This is a genomic window from Streptomyces asiaticus (assembly GCF_018138715.1).
In the GTDB taxonomy this organism is placed as follows: Bacteria; Actinomycetota; Actinomycetes; order Streptomycetales; family Streptomycetaceae; genus Streptomyces; species Streptomyces asiaticus.
In genome coordinates this window covers 95236-111395 of the sequence record NZ_JAGSHX010000001.1, presented here as the reverse complement: position 1 = coordinate 111395, position 16160 = coordinate 95236, and the positions used below count along the sequence as shown (strand labels likewise).

The following is a 16160-nucleotide window of genomic DNA, read 5'->3' as shown; positions in this document are numbered from 1 at the left end:
GTCCGCACACCGCACGACCCATGAACGCAAGGGAGAGGGCGAGATGGCAGCAGCAGCCGTGCCCGTGCCGCAAGGACCGCTCGTCGTCGGCGTGGACAGCTCCACGCAGTCGACCAAGGCGCTCGTCGTCGACTCCGCGACCGGTGCGGTCGTCGCCCGAGGACAGGCCCCGCACACCGTCGGCGGCGGCAGCGACGGCACCGGTAAGGAGTCCGTCCCCGAGCAGTGGTGGGAGGCGCTCACCGAGGCGCTGCGCCAGTGCGGGACCCCGGCCCGGGAGGCGGCCGCGGTCTCCGTGGGCGGCCAGCAGCACGGTCTGGTCACGCTGGACGCCTCGGGCCGCTCGGTGCGGCCCGCGCTGCTGTGGAACGATGTGCGCTCCGCGCCGCAGCGCGACCGGCTCATCGAGGAGCTGGGCGGCCCCAAGACCTGGGCGGAGCGGATCGGCAGCGTGCCCCCGACGTCGTTCACCGTCACCAAGTGGGCCTGGCTCATGGAGAACGAGCCGGAGGCGGCCCGCGCCACCGCGGCCGTCCGGCTTCCTCACGACTACCTCACCGAGCGGCTCACCGGCTACGGCACCACCGACCGCGGCGACGCCTCGGGCACCGGCTGGTGGGCCTCGGGCACCGAGTCCTACGACGAGGAGATCCTGGACCTGGTCGGGCTCTCCCCCGAGCTGCTGCCGCGTGTGCTGCGCCACGGCGAGGCCGCCGGGACCGTGCGGGAGCTGCCCGATCTGCCGCTGCCCACCGGCGCCCTGGTGGCCACCGGCACGGGCGACAACATGGCGGCCGCCCTGGGGCTCGGCCTGCGCCCGGGACAGCCGGTGCTGAGCCTGGGCACCTCCGGCACCGTCTACGCGGTCTCGGTGCACCGGCCCGCCGACCCCACCGGGGTGGTCGCCGGCTTCGCCGACACGCGTGACGCGTGGCTGCCGCTGGCCTGCACGCTCAACTGCACGCTCGCGGTCGACCGGATCGCGGCGCTGCTGGGCCGCGACCGGGAGGCGGTGGAGCCGGGCGGCTCGGCCGTGCTGCTGCCGTTCCTCGACGGTGAGCGCACCCCCAACCTGCCGCACGCCTCCGGGCTGCTGCACGGTCTGCGCCACGACACCACACCGGGTCAGGTGCTCCAGGCCGCCTACGACGGCGCCGTCTTCGCCCTGCTCACCGCGCTGGACCAGGTACTGGACGAGGACGCGCCGCCCGACGCCCCGCTGCTGCTCATCGGCGGCGGCGCCAAGGGCACGGCGTGGCGGGAGACGGTCCTGCGGCTGAGCGGACGCCCGGTACGGGTGCCCCGGGCCGAGGAGCTGGTCGCCCTCGGGGCCGCCGCCCAGGCCGCGGGGCTGGTGCTGGGCGAGGACCCGGCGGCGGTGGCCCGGCGCTGGTCCACCGCCGAGGGCCCGTCCTACGATCCGGTACCCCGCGACGAGGCGGCGCTGGAGCGGCTCTCCCGGGTGCTGTCCGACGCGGACGGACTGCTGCGCCGCGCGTGAACGCCGCCCCACGCGTGAGCGCCACGCGGCGGCGGCCGGGCGGCCCCGGTGTCGTACCGGCCCGGCACAATGAGCGGATCGGCCGAGAGGAGACGGATTCAGGTGGCAGCGCCACTGCCCAACACCCAGCAGGCGATGCGCCGGCGCAATCTCTCCCTCGTGCTGCACGCCGTGGCCGCCCACGGCCCGCTGTCCCGTGCCGCGGTGGCGGCGCGGGTGGGGCTCACCCGGGCCGCCGTCTCCACGCTCGTCGACGAGCTGATCCGGGACGGGCTGCTGGTCGAGCTGGGCCCCTCCCGGCCCGGCACGGTCGGCCGCCCCGGCAGCGCCCTCCAGCTCAACGAGCGCGGTCCGGCCGGGCTGGGCGCGGAGATCGGGGTGGACCATCTCGCGGTGTGCGCGGTGGACCTCGCCGGGCGGATACGCGCCCGTACCGAGCTCGCGTCGGCGAACCGCGACCGCTCACCGGCCCCGGTGCTCACCCAGCTCGCCGGCCTGGTCCGGCAGGTCGCGGCGGAGGCGGAGCTGGGCGGGCTGCGACCGGTGGGGCTCGCGGTGGCGGTGCCCGGCCTGGTGGCGCGGGACTCGTCGCTGGTCGTCCGCGCCCCCAATCTGGGCTGGGAGGGGGTGGACATCGGCCCCGAGCTGCGCGCGGCGCTGCCCGGTCTGCCGGTGACCGTGGACAACGAGGCGAATCTGGGCGCGCTCGCCGAGCTGTGGCGGGGCGGCCACGACCCGGCGCCCCGGGACTTCGTCCATGTCTCGGCCGAGATCGGCATCGGCGCCGCAGTCGTGCTCGACGGGCAACTGCTGCGCGGCACCCACGGTTTCGCGGGCGAGCTGGGCCATGTGCCGGTGCGTCCCGAGGGGCCCGAGTGCGCCTGCGGCGGGCGCGGCTGTCTGGAGCAGTACGCGGGCGAGGAGGCGGTGCTGCGGGCGAGCGGCCTGACCTCGGAGGAGGCCACGGCCCAGCACCCGGGCCCCGGCGGCCGTATCGCCGTACTGGCCGTGCGGGCGGCGAGCGGGGACCAGCGGGCGCGGCGCGCGCTGCGCGGTGCGGGCTCGGCGCTCGGGATCGCCCTCGCGGGCGCGGTGAACCTCCTGGACCCGGAGAAGGTGGTGCTCGGCGGCGCGCTGACGCCGCTGGCGCCCTGGCTGCTGCCCGCCCTGGAGCGGGAGTTGGGCCGGCGGCTCACCGACCCGGCCCGTCCGGGCAGCGGGGCGGTGACCGTCTCCCGGCTCGGCCCGGACGGTCCGCTGCTGGGCGCGGCCAGCTCGGTGGTGCAGGCGGTCCTCGACGATCCGGCGGGGTTCCGGGACCCCGCCGGGGCCGGTGCGCCGACCGGGATCAGAGGAAGCGATGCATGATGTGCAACCCCACATAGCCGTTCGTGGGGTGGGCGAACGCCCTGGGGACGGTGCCGATGACCTGGAAGCCGAGTGAGCGCCACAGCGCCACCGCCCGGGTGTTGCTCTCCACCACGGCGTTGAACTGCATCGCCTGGTAGCCCTCGGCGCGCGCCCAGTCCAGGACATGCTCGCCCAGGGCGCGGCCCACACCGCGTCCGCCGTGCTCGGGGGCCACCATGAAACTGGCCCCCGCGATATGCGCGGCGGGCCCCATGTGGTTGGGGTTCATCTTGGCCGAGCCGAGGACCGTGCCGTCGGGGTCGGTGGCGACGACGGTACGGCCCGGGGGCTCCAGCATCCAGATCTCGCGGGCCCTGCCCTCGTCCAGGTCGCGGGGGTAGGTGTAGGTCTCCCCCGCGGCGACGATGCGGCGCAGGAAGGCCCACACGGCGGGCCAGTCCTCAGCGGTGGCGGTCCTGATCATCATGCGGCCCAGGATGGCGGCGGGCCCGGCGGACCGCGAACGGTTTTTCAGGGCCGCGCCTGCTCAGGGCACCGCTGCCGCTTCGACCCGCGCGGAGACCCCCGGCCAGGCGACAGCACCGCCTGCCATGGCGAGAGGCAAAGGCGTGCAACCCCATCGGCATCCAGACGTGAAATCACCGCAGTGACACCAGAAAACTCGATGGCCGATCGGCACCAGAACATATGAGGCAAAATTCCATGCACCGGGCGTGAACCCGCCGGCGCGCGACCCGGGGCAACGTCCACCATCCCCTGGCAAGCTCAATCGTCACGCCGGGAGTGCTCGCGAGCCGGGAAAACAGATCGAGACAATCACGGCAGTTTTACGGTGACGTAACCCGGAGTAGCTGTGCGCGATCATTCCGCGAGCAAGGATGGCCCCGGAAAGGAATCATTCGGTCACACGCCGATTCCGGGGGTATTGATGCGAGAAAACAAAACGCTGGTCACTTCTGCGCGGGGGAGCGTGGACTTACCGTACGCGGCCCTGGCACTGGAGGCGGCCGAGGAAGGCGCCAAGGTCCATTGATGAGCACGCGGCGGAATTCCTCCAGTCGGTGACAAGCAAGGGAGCCCGCTACGACCTCGTGACGCGCGCCGACAAGGAAGCGGAGCGCGCGATCATCAGCCACCTCTCGAACCGAAGCCCGAGCGACGGGATCCTCGCCGAGGAGACCGGATCGCGGGAGGGGACCTCTGGGTTGCGGTGGGTGATCGACCCGATCGACGGGACCACGAACTTCGTGCACGGGCGACGCGACTTCGCCGTCTCGGTCGGGCTCGAGTCACGCGACGGGATCTTCGCGGGTGCCGTGGTTCGGCCTGCTCACGGCGACTGGGCCGCGGCGGAAGGAGACCGGGTCTTCTCCAGCGCCGGACACCAGATGTCGGTCTCCTCGGTCCGGGTGAACGAGGCCCTGGTCGCGGTCGGCCTCTGCCACGACGCCACCGCACGGGCGTTCACCCTGCGGCAGATCGTGCCGGCCCTGGTCGCCCAGGTCCAGGACTGGCGCTGGGTGGGATCCGCCGCCTGCGACCTCTTCTCGGTGGCCGACGGCTCGCTCGACGGCTACGTCGGAATCAATCTCAGCATCTGGGACATCGCAGCCGGTATCGCTCTGGTGAAGGCCGCCGGAGGCCAGTGCGAAACCATTCGGGCCGGGCAGATCGACGCCTTCCTCGCGGGATCTCCCGAAGTCGTCGCGGGGCTGAAGCACGCCCTCATCAACCTGTGAACTCCCGGGAAACGGTGCAGAAAGGGAATCCCATGGTGCAACTGCTCAACGAGATCAGCTCCCCGGAAGACCTGCACAATCTGTCCGAAGGGGAGTTGGAACGCCGTGCCTCGGAAATACGCACCTTTCTCATCGAGCAGGTCTCACAGACCGGCGGTCACCTGGGTCCCAATCTCGGCGTAGTAGAACTGACACTGGCACTGCACCGGGTCTTCGATTCTCCCAAGGATTCCATCGTCTGGGACACCGGGCACCAGTCCTATGTCCACAAGATCGTCACGGGGCGCCGGGACATGTTCGCCACGCTCCGCACGAAGGGCGACCTCTCGGGCTATCCGTCACGAGCGGAGTCCGCACACGACCTGGTCGAGAACTCTCATGCCTCCACGGCGCTCGCCTACGCCGACGGGTTGTCCAAGGCGTACGCGCTGTGCGGCGTCGGACGGTTCCCAGAGCTGGACGTCCGTCTTCTCCGCGGAAATCGCCGAGATCGGTGCGGAGAACCCGAGTGTCACCGCCATCACGGCGGCCATGCAAGGTCCGGTCGGACTGGGTGAGTTCGGCACACGCCACCCGGACCGGTTCTTCGACGTCGGCATCGCGGAACAGCACGCGGTGACCTCGGCGGCCGGCATGGCGATGGCCGGTCTGCATCCCGTCGTCGCCGTGTACTCCACCTTTCTGAACCGGGCCTTCGACCAGCTCCTCATGGACGTCGCCCTGCACCGGTGCGGCGTGACGTTCGTACTGGACCGCGCCGGCATCACGGGCAGTGATGGTGCCAGCCACAACGGCATGTGGGACCTGTCCCTCCTCAACGTGGTTCCCCACCTGCGCGTGACCGTCCCCCGGGACGCCGACACCCTTCGTGAGGAACTCCGCGAGGCCGTCGACGTCACGGACGCGCCGACAGCCCTGCGCTTCCCCGAAGGCGCGGTCGAGCCCGCCGTGCCCGCCCTCGAACGCAGGCACGGCGTCGACGTGCTGTACGAATCCGAGCAGCGCGCCGTACTGATCGTCGGTGTGGGCGCCATGGCAGGCCCGTGCGTACGAGTAGCGCACCGGCTCGCCGACGACGGTGTCGGCGCCACGGTCATCGACCCACGGTGGGTCAAGCCGGTTCCCGAGGGACTCATCCGGCTGGCCCGTGGATATCGTCATATCGTCACCGTGGAGGACAGTGGACGCATGGGGGTGTGGGGACAGCCGTGACGCAGGCACTGCGCGATGCCCGCGTCTCCGTTCCGGTCGACGTCATCGGGATTCCCCAGCAGTTCCTCGACCACGGGTCGCGTGGTGAACTCCTCGCGGAACTGGGACTCGCCGAGGATGCCCTGCACAAGGCCGTCTACGGCGCCGTGGACCTCGGCCCGGGCAAGAACGGGGGCTTTCGCCGGGGCGGGGGGACCCCGAGCAACCTCGTGCCGATCGCCGACAACGCCTGAGGAAGCGGCCACCGGGCATCGTACGCCGCCGCGACGGAGCGGAGTCCTCGTCACGGACCACGTCAGGTGCGACACCCGCGCGTTCCTACGTCGGGTCGGTCGCAACCTGGGCCACGCACGCCGTTCAACGAGGTGACACAGCCTGCTCAAGATGAGACAGGTTTTCCTGCGGAAATGAGACAGGTTTTCCTGCGGAAGGGGTGCTCCTCGATCAGGGGCACCCCTTTTCACCAGCCAGGTTGGTGACATGCGCGGAAGTCGGGAGCTGAACGTGCGGGGACATCGCCGCCACGGCATCTTCCGCGGGTCCGCCGGGTCCGCCCGGGAACCCGTCGCGTCACCGCGTGTTCCGCCGGTGGCCGCCGGGAGCCGTACGGCGCGTCAGTGGGCGCCGCGCAGGAACGCCTCCAGGCCCGCCAGGTCGTCGGTGTTGAGGTAGTCCACGTCGGCGGCCAGGAGCTCACGCCACAGGGCGTCGCGCTCCGGACCCGCCACGTCCGGGGTGGCCCAGAAGCGCACGGTCTGCCGGGCGTCGTGCGCGGAGGCGACGAGGCGGCGCAGCGTCTCGCGCTCCGCCGCCGGTATCGGACCGGCTCCCGTCCAGGTGAAGGTCTTGGTCCAGTCGGTGCTGATCAGCGGGATGAAGGAGGCGGGCACGCCCGAGCCGAGGTCCTCCAGCCGTCCGTCGTAGAACGCGTGGCGGACCTTCTCGGCCTCCATGGGGGCGCGTGCCCCGCGGTCGCCGGAGATGACGGCGGTCACCGCGCCGCGGCGCACCCGGCCGCCGACCCCGCCGTAGGCGGCGCTGAACAGGTGGCCGTAGCGGCGCAGCCGCTTGGCCAGCTCCAGGTAGGTGGGCTCCCCGGCGGTCTTGAGGTCGATCAGCAGTTGCAGCGACAGGTCGTAACCGCCGTAGACCCGGCCGCCGTTGGCCTTCACCCGCCGGGCCAGCGGGTCGAGGTAGAGCGACTCCAGGGTGCGGGTGGGGTCGAGGTCCGTGGCGTCGTGCGCGACCAGCAGCTGGCCGTCGACCAGCCAGATGTCGGCCTCCACACTGCCGAAGCCGTGGGAGAGCGCGTCGAGGAGCGGACGCGGGTGCTCGTAGTCGTTGTGGGCGTGGGCTCTGGCCAGCGGCCGCTTGCCCTTGGCGCGGTCTCTCGAGCCGTCCTTCGAGTTGTCCGTCGCGACGGCGGTGCCGCCGGACGAGGCGGACGTGCCCGCGAACGCGGGCGCGGCCGCGCCGCCCGCCAGAGCGGCTCCGAGGGTGACGACAAAGGCACGGCGTGTACGGCGGTCCATGGGGCCTCCCGGCTCTCGTCCCGGCGGGGTGCCGGATACGCAGCATCGACGCCAGTGAGTATCGGGCGGACGTATGCCCAAAGGGCAGTACTGAGCGAAGAGTTCCACGGGTGGTCCCCGGCCATTTCCTCGCCGTTCCCGAGGTGCCGGGGCGGTTGCGGCGGTGCCCGTGGGGGGCGCGGGGCGGATACGCGCGCCGGGTGAACGGGCGGGAGCGCGGGGCCGTCGACCCACGACGCATTCGGAATGTTTACCCGTCGGCAGCGGCCGCCATAACCCTCACTCGGGCACTCTTTTGAGTGAATGCAAAAGCCCAAAGTCCGCTGATAGCTTGGCAGTTGCTCGAGCGGAATTTTTCTTCAAGGTCCGTACAGGGATGGGTGAGCATTCACGATGACGACGTCCGTTGAACCGGGTTCCGGTACCGACATTTCGCAGCCACAGTTGAGCCTCGGCACGGCGGCCGCGCGGAATCTGGCGACGACGACCAAATCCGTTCCGCAAATGCAGGGCCTCACCTCGCGGTGGCTGCTGCGCATGCTGCCGTGGGTGCAGGTTCCGGGTGGTTCCTACCGGGTGAACCGCCGGGCGTCCCATACGCTCGGCGACGGCCGGGTGGAGTTCACCACCACCGGATCACAGGTGCGGGTCATCCCGGTCGAGCTGCGCGAGTTGCCGCTGCTGCGCCGGTTCGAGGACACCGCGGTGCTCGAGGCCCTGGCGGACCGCTTCGCCCAGCGGGAGTTCGCGCCCGGCGATGTGCTGGTGGAGGCCGGGCGCCCGGCCGATGAGCTCCTCCTCATCGCCCACGGCAAGGTCGACAAATTGACCGAGGGCGCGTTCGACGAACCCTCGGTGATCGGCTCGGCCGCCGGTGGCGACCACATCGGGGAGCCGGAGCTGACCGCCGCCGAGGCGGGCACCTGGGGCGTCACCGTGAAGGCCGTGACGTCCTGCACGGTGCTGGCCCTGCCCCGGCAGGAGTTCGAGGAGCAGCTGGACCGCTCACCGGAGCTGCGCGCGCATGTGGAGGCGGTGCGCTCGGCGCCGGAGACCGAGCGGAACGAGCATGGGGAGGCGGCCATCGCGCTGGCCTCGGGACACTCGGGCGAGCCGGTCCTGCCGGGCACCTTCGCGGAGTACGAGCTGACGCCTCGGGAGTTCGAGCTGAGCGTGGCCCAGACCGTGCTGCGCGTCCACACCCGCGTCGCCGACCTCTACAACGAGCCCATGAACCAGGTCGAGCAGCAGCTCCGCCTCACCATCGAGGCCCTGCGCGAACGCCAGGAGCACGAGCTCATCAACAACCCCGAGATCGGCCTGCTGCACAACGCCGACCTGTCCCAGCGCATTCACACCCGCAGCGGTCCGCCCACCCCCGACGACCTCGACGCGCTGCTGGCCACCGTCTGGAAGGACCCGGGGCTGATCCTGGCGCATCCGCGCGCCATCGCGGCGATCGGCCGGCAGTTCAACAGCCGTGGCATCTCCCCGCAGCCCACGGAGGTGAACGGGCACGCGCTGCCGGCCTGGCGAGGGGTGCCCATCCTGCCGTGCAACAAGATTCCGGTCTCCGGGAGCGGGGTGAGCTCGATTCTCGTTCTGCGCACCGGGGAGGAGAACCAGGGGGTCATCGGACTGCACCGCACCGGAATTCCCGACGAATACCAGCCGAGCCTCTCGGTGCGCTTCATGGGAATCAGCGAGCAGGCCATCATCTCGTATCTCGTCAGCGCCTACTATTCCGCGGCCGTGCTCGTCCCGGACGCGCTCGGAATTCTGGAGAACGTGGAAGTCGGGCTCTGAATCCGCCCGGCGGACTCTGACGTCCACCCGACCGGGCCTGTGGCCTTCGCATACCTTCCCGAAGATCTACCGAAATGGGTGATGAGCACTTATGACCACCTCCGTGGAGTCCGGTGAGCAGCCGCTGAGTCTGGGCACGGCCGCCGCACGGAATCTGGCGACCACCACCAAGTCCGTTCCGCAGATGCAGGCCATCTCCTCCCGGTGGCTGCTGCGCGTCCTCCCCTGGGTCCAGGTGTCGGCCGGTACGTACCGGGTGAACCGCCGGCTGACCTACACGGTCGGGGACGGGCGGGTGGAGTTCATCACCACCGGATCACAGGTGCGGGTCATCCCGCCGGAGCTGGGCGAGCTGCCGACGCTGCGCGGCTTCGGGGTCACCTCGGTGCTGGAGTCGCTGGCCGACGGCTGTGTCCAGCGCGAGTACGCGCCGGGGGATGTGCTGGTGGAGGCGGGCCGCCCGGCCGACCAGGTGTTCCTGATCGCCCATGGCAAGGTCCGCCAGATCGCCCCCGGCGCGTATGACGAGGGCAGCACGCTGGCGGTGCTGGCCGACGGGGAGTACTTCGGCGACGCGGTCCTGACCGGTCCGGAGCGCACCTGGGAGTTCACCGCCCGGGCCATCACCCGGACCACGGTGCTCACCCTCCCCCGCCGCGTGGTCCAGGAGGCCGCCGACCGCTCCGCGGCGCTGCGCGACCATCTCCAGGGGCTCGCCGAGCGGACCGCGCCCGCTCAGAACCGGCGCGGTGAGGCCGATATCGCCATCGCGTCCGGCCACGCGGGCGAGCCGACGCTGCCGGGCACGTTCGTGGACTACGAACTGGAGCCTCGGGAGTACGAGCTGAGCGTGGCCCAGACCGTGCTGCGCGTCCACACCCGCGTCGCCGACCTCTACAACGAGCCCATGAACCAGGTCGAGCAGCAGCTCCGCCTCACCATCGAGGCCCTGCGCGAACGCCAGGAGCACGAGCTGGTCAACAACCGGGAATTCGGTCTGCTGCACAACGCCGATCTGTCCCAGCGCATTCACACCCGCAGCGGTCCGCCCACCCCCGACGACCTCGACGAGCTGCTGGCCCGGCGCCGCAAGACCCAGTATCTGCTGGCGCATCCGCGCACCATCGCCGCCTTCGGGCGGGAGTGCAGCAACCGTGGTCTGTATCCGCAGGGCGTGGAGGTGGCCGGGATCGCGGTGCGGGCGTGGCGCGGGGTTCCGCTGCTGCCCTGCAACAAGATCCCGATCAGCGAGTCCGGCACCAGCTCGATCCTGGCGATGCGCACCGGGGAGGAGAGCCAGGGGGTCATCGGTCTGCATCAGACCGGTATCCCGGACGAGTACGAGCCCAGTCTGAACGTCCGGTTCATGGGCATCAGCGAGCAGGCCGTGACGTCCTATCTGGTCTCCGCCTACTACTCGGCGGCGATTCTGGTGCCCGATGCCGTCGGTGTGCTGGAGGACGTCGAGATCGGCCGCTGAGCCCGGCCGTCGGAGACCGGTCGCCGCGGGCGTGGATCAGGGACGGACGCTGCTGACCACGTCCGCGGTGGCCGCCAGCCCCTCGGAGATGGTGGGCGCCACGCTGCTGCTCGCCAGGTAGAAGCCGAGCGTCACACAGACCAGCGCATGCGAGATGCGCAGTCCGCCGCTGCGGAGAAACACCACTGTGAGGATCAGAAGCAGCAGGACCACGGAGATGGAAATGGCCATGGGGAGCCTCCTCGGCCACTACGGAGCATCGGAATCCGGCCGTCAGTGTGGCCCAGAATCGCCCCTGGACCGCCGTCACCTGGTGCTCCATACGGGTGCCGATCTGCTGTTCGGTTACCTCCAGGCGGTCGCCGCCGCGCGGTGAGCGGGCGCGGTGAGCCCCGTCAGGCGTCGGCGCGGATCAGTTCGGCGGCCATCTCGCCGATCATGACGCAGGCCGCGTTGGTATTGGCCGAGACGATCGACGGCATGATCGATCCATCGGCGACCCGCAGCCCGTCGACGCCGCGGACGCGCAGCCGGGGGTCCACCACCGATTGCTCGTCCCCGCCCATCCGGCAGGTGCCGACGTGGTGGAAGTAGGTGCCGGTGTTCTCGCGGACGAAGTCGGCCAGGCCGTCCCGGTCGGTCACCCCGGGGCCGGGCAGCAGTTCGCGCGGCTGCCATGCCTCGAACGCGTCGGTGGCCGCCAGCGACCGGGCCAGTTCGACCCCCTGGACCAGGGTGGCGAGGTCCCTTCCGTCGCTGAGATAGCCGGGGTCGATCAGCGGCCGGTCCTCGGGGTCCGCGCCGGAGAGCCGGACCGTGCCCCGGCTGTGGGGCTGCATCGCGGCGACGGTCAGGGTGAAGCTGTTCGGCGGGAACGGCAGCAGCCTGGGGTGGAACGGGATGTGAAAGAGGAACACCTCGAGGTCGGGGCGGGGCACCCCGGGGGCGGTCCGGGTGAACAGGGCGGCCTCGGCGGTGGTCGGCGGAGGCGGCGGCAGCGGAGTGCCCGCCTCGTGGACCAGCCCGACCAGGGGGTGGTCCTGGAGATTGGCCCCCACCTCGGGGGCGTCCACCAGCACCGGGACGCCCACCTCGCGCAGATGGCCGGCCGGGCCGATTCCGGAGAGCATCAGCAGCTTGGGCGAGTCCACCGAGCCCGCGCACACGATGACCTCACGCGCCGCGCGCACCCGACGTGCCACACCGCCGGAGCCCGCATAACCGCCGGAGCCCGCGTATTCGACCCCGACGCAGCGGGTGCCCTCGAAGAGCAGCCGCTGTGCGTGGGCCTCGGTGCGCACGGTGAGGTTGGGGCGGTCCATCGCCGGATCGAGATAGGCGACCGCCGTGCTCTGGCGGCGCCCCTCGTGGATGGTCCACTCATGGCGTCCGGCGCCGTCGCTCTCCGCGCCGTTGAAGTCGTCGTTGTAGGGGTAGCCGAGTTCCTTGGCGGCGTCGAGGAAGGCGGTGCTCAGCGGGTTGGGCGTCACGGCCCGGCTGAGCCGCAGCGGGCCGCCGGTGCCGCGGAAGCGCGGGTCGCGGTCCTCGGCGTGCTCCAGGGCGCGGAAGGTCTCCAGCACCGAGGCGGCGTCCCAGCCGGGGCAGCCGTCGGCGGCCCAGGCGTCGAAGGTGCCGAGGTGGCCCCGGACGTAGGTCATCACATTGATGCTGCTGGAGCCGCCGAGCACCTTGCCGCGCACGGCGGCCTGCGGATGCCCGGCCAGCCCCGGCTGCGGGACGGTGGTGTAGCCCCAGTCGTGCTCGCCCCCGATGAGGCTGAACCACGCGGTGGGGTCGTGGATCTGCGCTGCCGCGTCGTCCTTCCCGGCCTCCAGCAGCAGCACCCGTACGTCCGGGGCTTCGGTCAGCCGGGCCGCCACCACGGCGCCCGCCGACCCCGCCCCCACCACGATGTAGTCGAAGTCGCTCACCATGTGCCCCCGTTCCGGACTCACCCGACGTGCCGCACAGCTGTTCGGCACTCTAGTGGCGTGATCGCGGAGCGGGGGCGGGTTCGCCGGATCCGGCGGGTCGGCCGGTGGGGCCGCCGGCCGGTCAGCCGGTGGGGGCCGGCAGATCCACCAGCCCGGCGAGCGCCTGCCGGTGGCGGCCGGGGGTGCCCAGCGCGAGCTGGTCGCTCTTGGCCCGCTTGAGATACAGATGCGCCGGGTGCTCCCAGGTCATGCCGATGCCGCCGTGCAGCTGGACGCACTCCTCGGCCGCGTGCACCGCCACCTCGGCACAGTGCGCCTGGGCCACCGCCACCGCGACCGCCGCGTCCGGGCTGTCCGTGGCCAGCGCGTCGGCGGCGTACCGGGCGGTGGCGCGCGCCGAGACCAGCTCCAGCCACAGCGCGGCCATGCGGTGCTTGAGCGCCTGGAACGAGCCGATGGGGCGCCCGAACTGATGGCGCTCCTTGGTGTGGCGGACGGTCTCGGTCAGACACCATTCGGCCACGCCCAGCTGCTCGGAGGCGAGCAGTCCGGCCCCGGTCAGCAGCGCCCGCCCGATGGCCGCCTCGGCCCGGCCGGGCCCGGCCAGCCGGCGGGCCGGGGCGCCGGTGAGGGTCACCGCGGCGAGCGGGCGGGTGAGGTCGAGCGAGGTGAGGGGTTCGACGGTGACACTGGTCTCGGCGGTCTCCACGGCGTAAAGACCGTAGCCGTCCGCGCCGGTGGCGGGGACGAGCAGCAGATCGGCGCCCGCCGCGCCCGCGACACCGGAGACCTGGCCGCTGAGCGTGGAGTCGCCATCGGCCCGCACGGTCGCGGCGGGCGCGCCGGACCCGCCGCCGGGCACCACGGCCACGGTGGACAGCGGCACCGCGAGGGCGCCGACCGTACGGCCCTCGGCGACCGCGCCGAGCAGCCGGGCCACGGCCTCCTGGTCGGTGTCGCAGCCGAGCAGGGTGGCGGCGGCGAGGACGGCGCTGGTGAGGTACGGCACGGGGGCGACGGCGCGGCCGAGCTCCTCCATCACCACCGCCGCCTCCCGCGCGGTGGCGCCCTGGCCGCCGAGCTTGTCCGGCACCAGCAGCCCAGCGGTGCCCATCTCGGCGCCCAGCGCGCGCCACAACGCCACGTCGTACGCCCGGCCGCTCTCGGCCTCGGAGATCACCGCGGCGGGCGGGCAGCGGTCGGTGAGCAGCGACCGTACGGCCGCGCGAAGATCGTCCTCCGCCTCGGAGTAGAGCAGGTCGGCGGTGCTCATCGGGGCAGGTCCTTCCACGGGACGTCCTTGTCGGTCCGCGGCTCGGGCGGCAGGCCCAGGACGCGTTCGGCGATGATGTTGAGCAGCACCTCCGAGGTGCCGCCCTCGATGGAGTTGCCCTTGGCGCGCAGATAGCGGTAGCCGGCCTCGCGCCCGGTGAAGTCCACCAGTTCGGGGCGGCGCAGCGTCCAGTCGTCGTAGAGCAGCCCCTCCTCTCCCAGCAGCTCGACCTCCAGCGCGCTGATCTGCTGGTTGAGGCGGGCGAAGGCGAGTTTCATGGCCGAGCCCTCGGGGCCGGGCTGGCCGACCGCGAGCTGCTGGCGCAGCCGCTCGCCCGCGAGCCGGGCCGCCTCGGACTCCACCCACAGCCGCAGCAGCCGCTGGTGGAGGTCGTGGGTGCGCAGTTCGGGCCGCTCGCGCCAGGTGTCGGCGACGAGGCCGATCATGCCGCCCTCGCGGGGGACGCGGCCGCCGCCGATGGCGACCCGCTCGTTCATCAGGGTGGTCTGGGCGACCCGCCAGCCCTCGCCGATCTCGCCGAGCCGCCGGCTGTCGGGGATGCGCACACCGGTGAGGAAGACCTCGTTGAACTCCGCCTCGCCGGTGATCTGGCGCAGTGGCCGGACCTCGACCCCGGGGTCGGTCATATCGCAGATGAAGTAGCTGATGCCGCGGTGTTTGGGCTGGTCGGGGTCGGTGCGGGCGATGAGGATGGCCCAGCGGGCGAGATGGGCGCTGGAGGTCCAGACCTTCTGTCCGTCGACCACCCAGTCGTCGCCGTCGCGCACCGCCCGGGTGGCGAGCGCCGCGAGGTCGGATCCGGCGCCGGGCTCGCTGAACAGCTGGCACCACACCTCCTCGCCGGTCCACAGCGGGCGCAGCAGCCGCTCCCGCTGCTCGTCGGTGCCGAAGCCGAGGATGGTGGGGGCGGCCATGCCGAGGCCGATGCCGATGCGGCGGGGGTCGTTGTCGGGCGCCCCCGCGGCCGCCAGCTCGGCGTCGACGACGGCCTGAAGGGAGCGCGGGGCGTCCAGGCCGCCGAGTCCGGCCGGGTAGTGCACCCAGGCGAGCCCGGCGTCGAAGCGGGCGCGCAGGAAGTCCAGCCGGTCGGTGGTGGCGGGCGGATGGGCGTCCAGGAGTTCGCGGACGCGGCGGCGCAGCTCGTCGGCGTCCACGGCGGGGCGGTGCCGGGTGGTGCTCATCGGTCCCCTCCGGCCTGCCCGGGGACGACGACCACACGGCCGGTGGTCACGCCGTCGGCGACGCGCTGGACGGCGTCGGCCGCGCCCTGCAGCGGGACGCGCTCGCTGACCAGCGGTTTGACGGTGCCCTGTGCGGCGAGCTTGGTCAGCTCCTCGTGGCAGGCGCGGATCGCGGCCGGGTCGTGGGTGTTGTACAGGCCCCAGTGGAGGCCGAGGATGGCGTAGTTCTTGACCAGGGCGTGGTTGAGGGCGGCCTGGGGGACGACGCCGCTGGCGAAGCCGACGACCACGATGCGGCCCTCGAAGGCGACGCATTTGACGGACTTGACGAAGGCGTCGCCGCCGACCGGGTCGTAGACGACGTCCGCGCCGCGTCCGCCGGTGGCCTCCTTGACGGCCGCCACGATGTCGTCGGCGCGCCGGTCGAGGACGAGGTCGCAGCCGAGTTCGCGGGCGACCCGGGCCTTGTCCTCGCCGCCGACGACGCCGATCACGGTGGCCCCGGCCGCCTTGCCGAGCTGGACGGCGGCGCTGCCGACCCCGCCGGCGGCGGCGTGCACCAGGAGCGTCTCGCCGGACTGGATGCGGGCCCTGCGGTGCAGGCCGAACCAGCCGGTCTGGTAGCCGATGTGCAGCGCCGCGGCCTCGGCGTCGTCCAGGGCGTCGGGCGCGGGCAGCGCGGCCGCCGCCGCCACGGGCACCAGCTCGGCGAAGCCGCCCGCGGGAAGCGTGGGCGTGGCCAGGACGCGGGAGCCGACCACGCCCTCGACACCCTCGCCGAGGGCGACGACCTCGCCGCACACCTCGACGCCGGGGGTGAAGGGCAGGGGCGGCCGCACCTGGTACTGGCCGCGGCACAGCAGGGCGTCGGGGAAGTTGACGTTGACGGCCCTGACCCGCAGCAGCAGCTGTCCCGGGCCCGCCTGGGGGTCCGGCACCTCGTCGAGGCGCATGACCTCACCGGGCTCGCCATTGTCGTGCACTCGCCATGCCTGCATCCGGTGGCCTCCACAAACGGATCGTCGGAACGCGGTACCGCGCCGGGTCGAACATACTAACCAGTCGGTACGAGGAGCGGAACCGCCACCACCGTCAGCCATCCTCACCTGC

Annotated in this window: 13 protein-coding genes and 1 pseudogene; 7 read left to right on the top strand and 7 right to left on the bottom strand. The window is 72.2% G+C overall.

What is annotated here, in order from left to right; all coding sequences use genetic code 11:
- The first annotated feature begins 43 nt into the window (after positions 1-43).
- Together xylB and KHP12_RS00425 are read left to right on the top strand one after the other, a co-directional pair.
- Positions 44-1501 (top strand): xylulokinase, encoded by a 1458-nt coding sequence (gene xylB, locus KHP12_RS00430; protein WP_244202950.1) that lies wholly within the window; start codon positions 44-46, stop codon positions 1499-1501.
- A 69-nt stretch (positions 1502-1570) separates the two neighbouring features.
- A complete protein-coding gene (locus KHP12_RS00425; protein WP_086882906.1) occupies positions 1571-2869 on the top strand; it encodes an ROK family transcriptional regulator in 1299 nt (432 codons plus the stop codon).
- Here KHP12_RS00425 and KHP12_RS00420 read toward each other — a convergent pair.
- Entirely contained in the window at positions 2850-3338 is a 489-nt protein-coding gene (locus KHP12_RS00420; RefSeq protein WP_208653079.1) for a GNAT family N-acetyltransferase, read from the bottom strand. The two genes, KHP12_RS00425 and KHP12_RS00420, sit on opposite strands and share 20 nt — an antisense overlap.
- A 490-nt stretch (positions 3339-3828) precedes the next feature.
- Here KHP12_RS00420 and KHP12_RS00415 point away from each other — a divergent pair, with 490 nt between their 5' ends.
- Together KHP12_RS00415 and KHP12_RS00410 are read left to right on the top strand one after the other, a co-directional pair.
- Positions 3829-4611 (top strand): inositol monophosphatase family protein, encoded by a 783-nt coding sequence (locus KHP12_RS00415; protein ID WP_086882908.1) that lies wholly within the window; start codon positions 3829-3831, stop codon positions 4609-4611.
- Between the two features lie 35 nt (positions 4612-4646).
- A pseudogene (locus KHP12_RS00410) lies at positions 4647-5933 on the top strand (1-deoxy-D-xylulose-5-phosphate synthase N-terminal domain-containing protein); the annotation flags it as partial.
- Between the two features lie 504 nt (positions 5934-6437).
- On the opposite strand, the gene KHP12_RS00405 reads toward KHP12_RS00410, so the two are convergent.
- Positions 6438-7355, bottom strand: coding sequence for a phosphatidylinositol-specific phospholipase C/glycerophosphodiester phosphodiesterase family protein (locus KHP12_RS00405; RefSeq protein ID WP_210608720.1), 918 nt, complete (start codon positions 7353-7355; stop codon positions 6438-6440).
- 393 nt (positions 7356-7748) lie between these two features.
- Here KHP12_RS00405 and KHP12_RS00400 point away from each other — a divergent pair, with 393 nt between their 5' ends.
- Positions 7749-9161 (top strand): family 2B encapsulin nanocompartment shell protein, encoded by a 1413-nt coding sequence (locus KHP12_RS00400; RefSeq protein WP_211831215.1) that lies wholly within the window; start codon positions 7749-7751, stop codon positions 9159-9161.
- A gap of 91 nt (positions 9162-9252) precedes the next feature.
- Entirely contained in the window at positions 9253-10641 is a 1389-nt protein-coding gene (locus KHP12_RS00395; protein ID WP_210608722.1) for a family 2B encapsulin nanocompartment shell protein, read from the top strand.
- Positions 10642-10677: 36 nt separating this feature from the next.
- On the opposite strand, the gene KHP12_RS00390 is transcribed toward KHP12_RS00395, so the two are convergent.
- Complete coding sequence (locus tag KHP12_RS00390; protein WP_020866016.1) at positions 10678-10872, bottom strand: hypothetical protein; 195 nt, start codon at positions 10870-10872, stop codon at positions 10678-10680.
- Between KHP12_RS00390 and KHP12_RS00385 the strand changes: the two genes are divergently transcribed.
- A complete protein-coding gene (locus KHP12_RS00385) occupies positions 10871-11017 on the top strand; it encodes a hypothetical protein (protein ID WP_157857019.1) in 147 nt (48 codons plus the stop codon). The two genes, KHP12_RS00390 and KHP12_RS00385, sit on opposite strands and share 2 nt — an antisense overlap.
- A 19-nt stretch (positions 11018-11036) precedes the next feature.
- Here KHP12_RS00385 and KHP12_RS00380 read toward each other — a convergent pair whose 3' ends face one another.
- From KHP12_RS00380 to KHP12_RS00365, 4 genes are all read right to left on the bottom strand, one after another.
- Entirely contained in the window at positions 11037-12575 is a 1539-nt protein-coding gene (locus tag KHP12_RS00380) for a GMC family oxidoreductase (RefSeq protein WP_210608723.1), read from the bottom strand.
- A 121-nt stretch (positions 12576-12696) separates the two neighbouring features.
- The gene (locus tag KHP12_RS00375; protein WP_211831214.1) at positions 12697-13848 is read right to left on the bottom strand and encodes an acyl-CoA dehydrogenase family protein; all 1152 of its coding nucleotides are present in this window, start codon (positions 13846-13848) and stop codon (positions 12697-12699) included.
- Complete coding sequence (locus tag KHP12_RS00370) at positions 13845-15050, bottom strand: acyl-CoA dehydrogenase family protein (protein WP_086883334.1); 1206 nt, start codon at positions 15048-15050, stop codon at positions 13845-13847. Before KHP12_RS00370 ends, KHP12_RS00375 begins: the two co-directional genes overlap by 4 nt.
- Positions 15047-16048, bottom strand: a complete 1002-nt coding sequence (locus KHP12_RS00365; protein WP_086883333.1) for an NADPH:quinone oxidoreductase family protein — start codon at positions 16046-16048, stop codon at positions 15047-15049. The genes KHP12_RS00370 and KHP12_RS00365 overlap by 4 nt, the downstream gene beginning before the upstream one ends.
- Between the last annotated feature and the right edge of the window lie 112 nt (positions 16049-16160).

Bases quoted from the DNA above. Each gene is read 5' to 3' on its own strand.
- KHP12_RS00395 (WP_210608722.1), top strand. From the start codon at position 9,253: ATGACCACCTCCGTGGAGTCCGGTGAGCAGCCGCTGAGTCTGGGCACG.
- KHP12_RS00390 (WP_020866016.1), bottom strand. From the start codon at position 10,872: ATGGCCATTTCCATCTCCGTGGTCCTGCTGCTTCTGATCCTCACAGTG.
- KHP12_RS00380 (WP_210608723.1), bottom strand. From the start codon at position 12,575: ATGGTGAGCGACTTCGACTACATCGTGGTGGGGGCGGGGTCGGCGGGC.
- KHP12_RS00400 (WP_211831215.1), top strand. From the start codon at position 7,749: ATGACGACGTCCGTTGAACCGGGTTCCGGTACCGACATTTCGCAGCCA.
- KHP12_RS00365 (WP_086883333.1), bottom strand. From the start codon at position 16,048: ATGCAGGCATGGCGAGTGCACGACAATGGCGAGCCCGGTGAGGTCATG.
- KHP12_RS00405 (WP_210608720.1), bottom strand. From the start codon at position 7,355: ATGGACCGCCGTACACGCCGTGCCTTTGTCGTCACCCTCGGAGCCGCT.
- KHP12_RS00370 (WP_086883334.1), bottom strand. From the start codon at position 15,050: ATGAGCACCACCCGGCACCGCCCCGCCGTGGACGCCGACGAGCTGCGC.
- KHP12_RS00375 (WP_211831214.1), bottom strand. From the start codon at position 13,848: ATGAGCACCGCCGACCTGCTCTACTCCGAGGCGGAGGACGATCTTCGC.
- KHP12_RS00420 (WP_208653079.1), bottom strand. From the start codon at position 3,338: ATGATGATCAGGACCGCCACCGCTGAGGACTGGCCCGCCGTGTGGGCC.
- KHP12_RS00385 (WP_157857019.1), top strand. From the start codon at position 10,871: ATGGGGAGCCTCCTCGGCCACTACGGAGCATCGGAATCCGGCCGTCAG.
- KHP12_RS00425 (WP_086882906.1), top strand. From the start codon at position 1,571: ATGAGCGGATCGGCCGAGAGGAGACGGATTCAGGTGGCAGCGCCACTG.
- xylB (WP_244202950.1), top strand. From the start codon at position 44: ATGGCAGCAGCAGCCGTGCCCGTGCCGCAAGGACCGCTCGTCGTCGGC.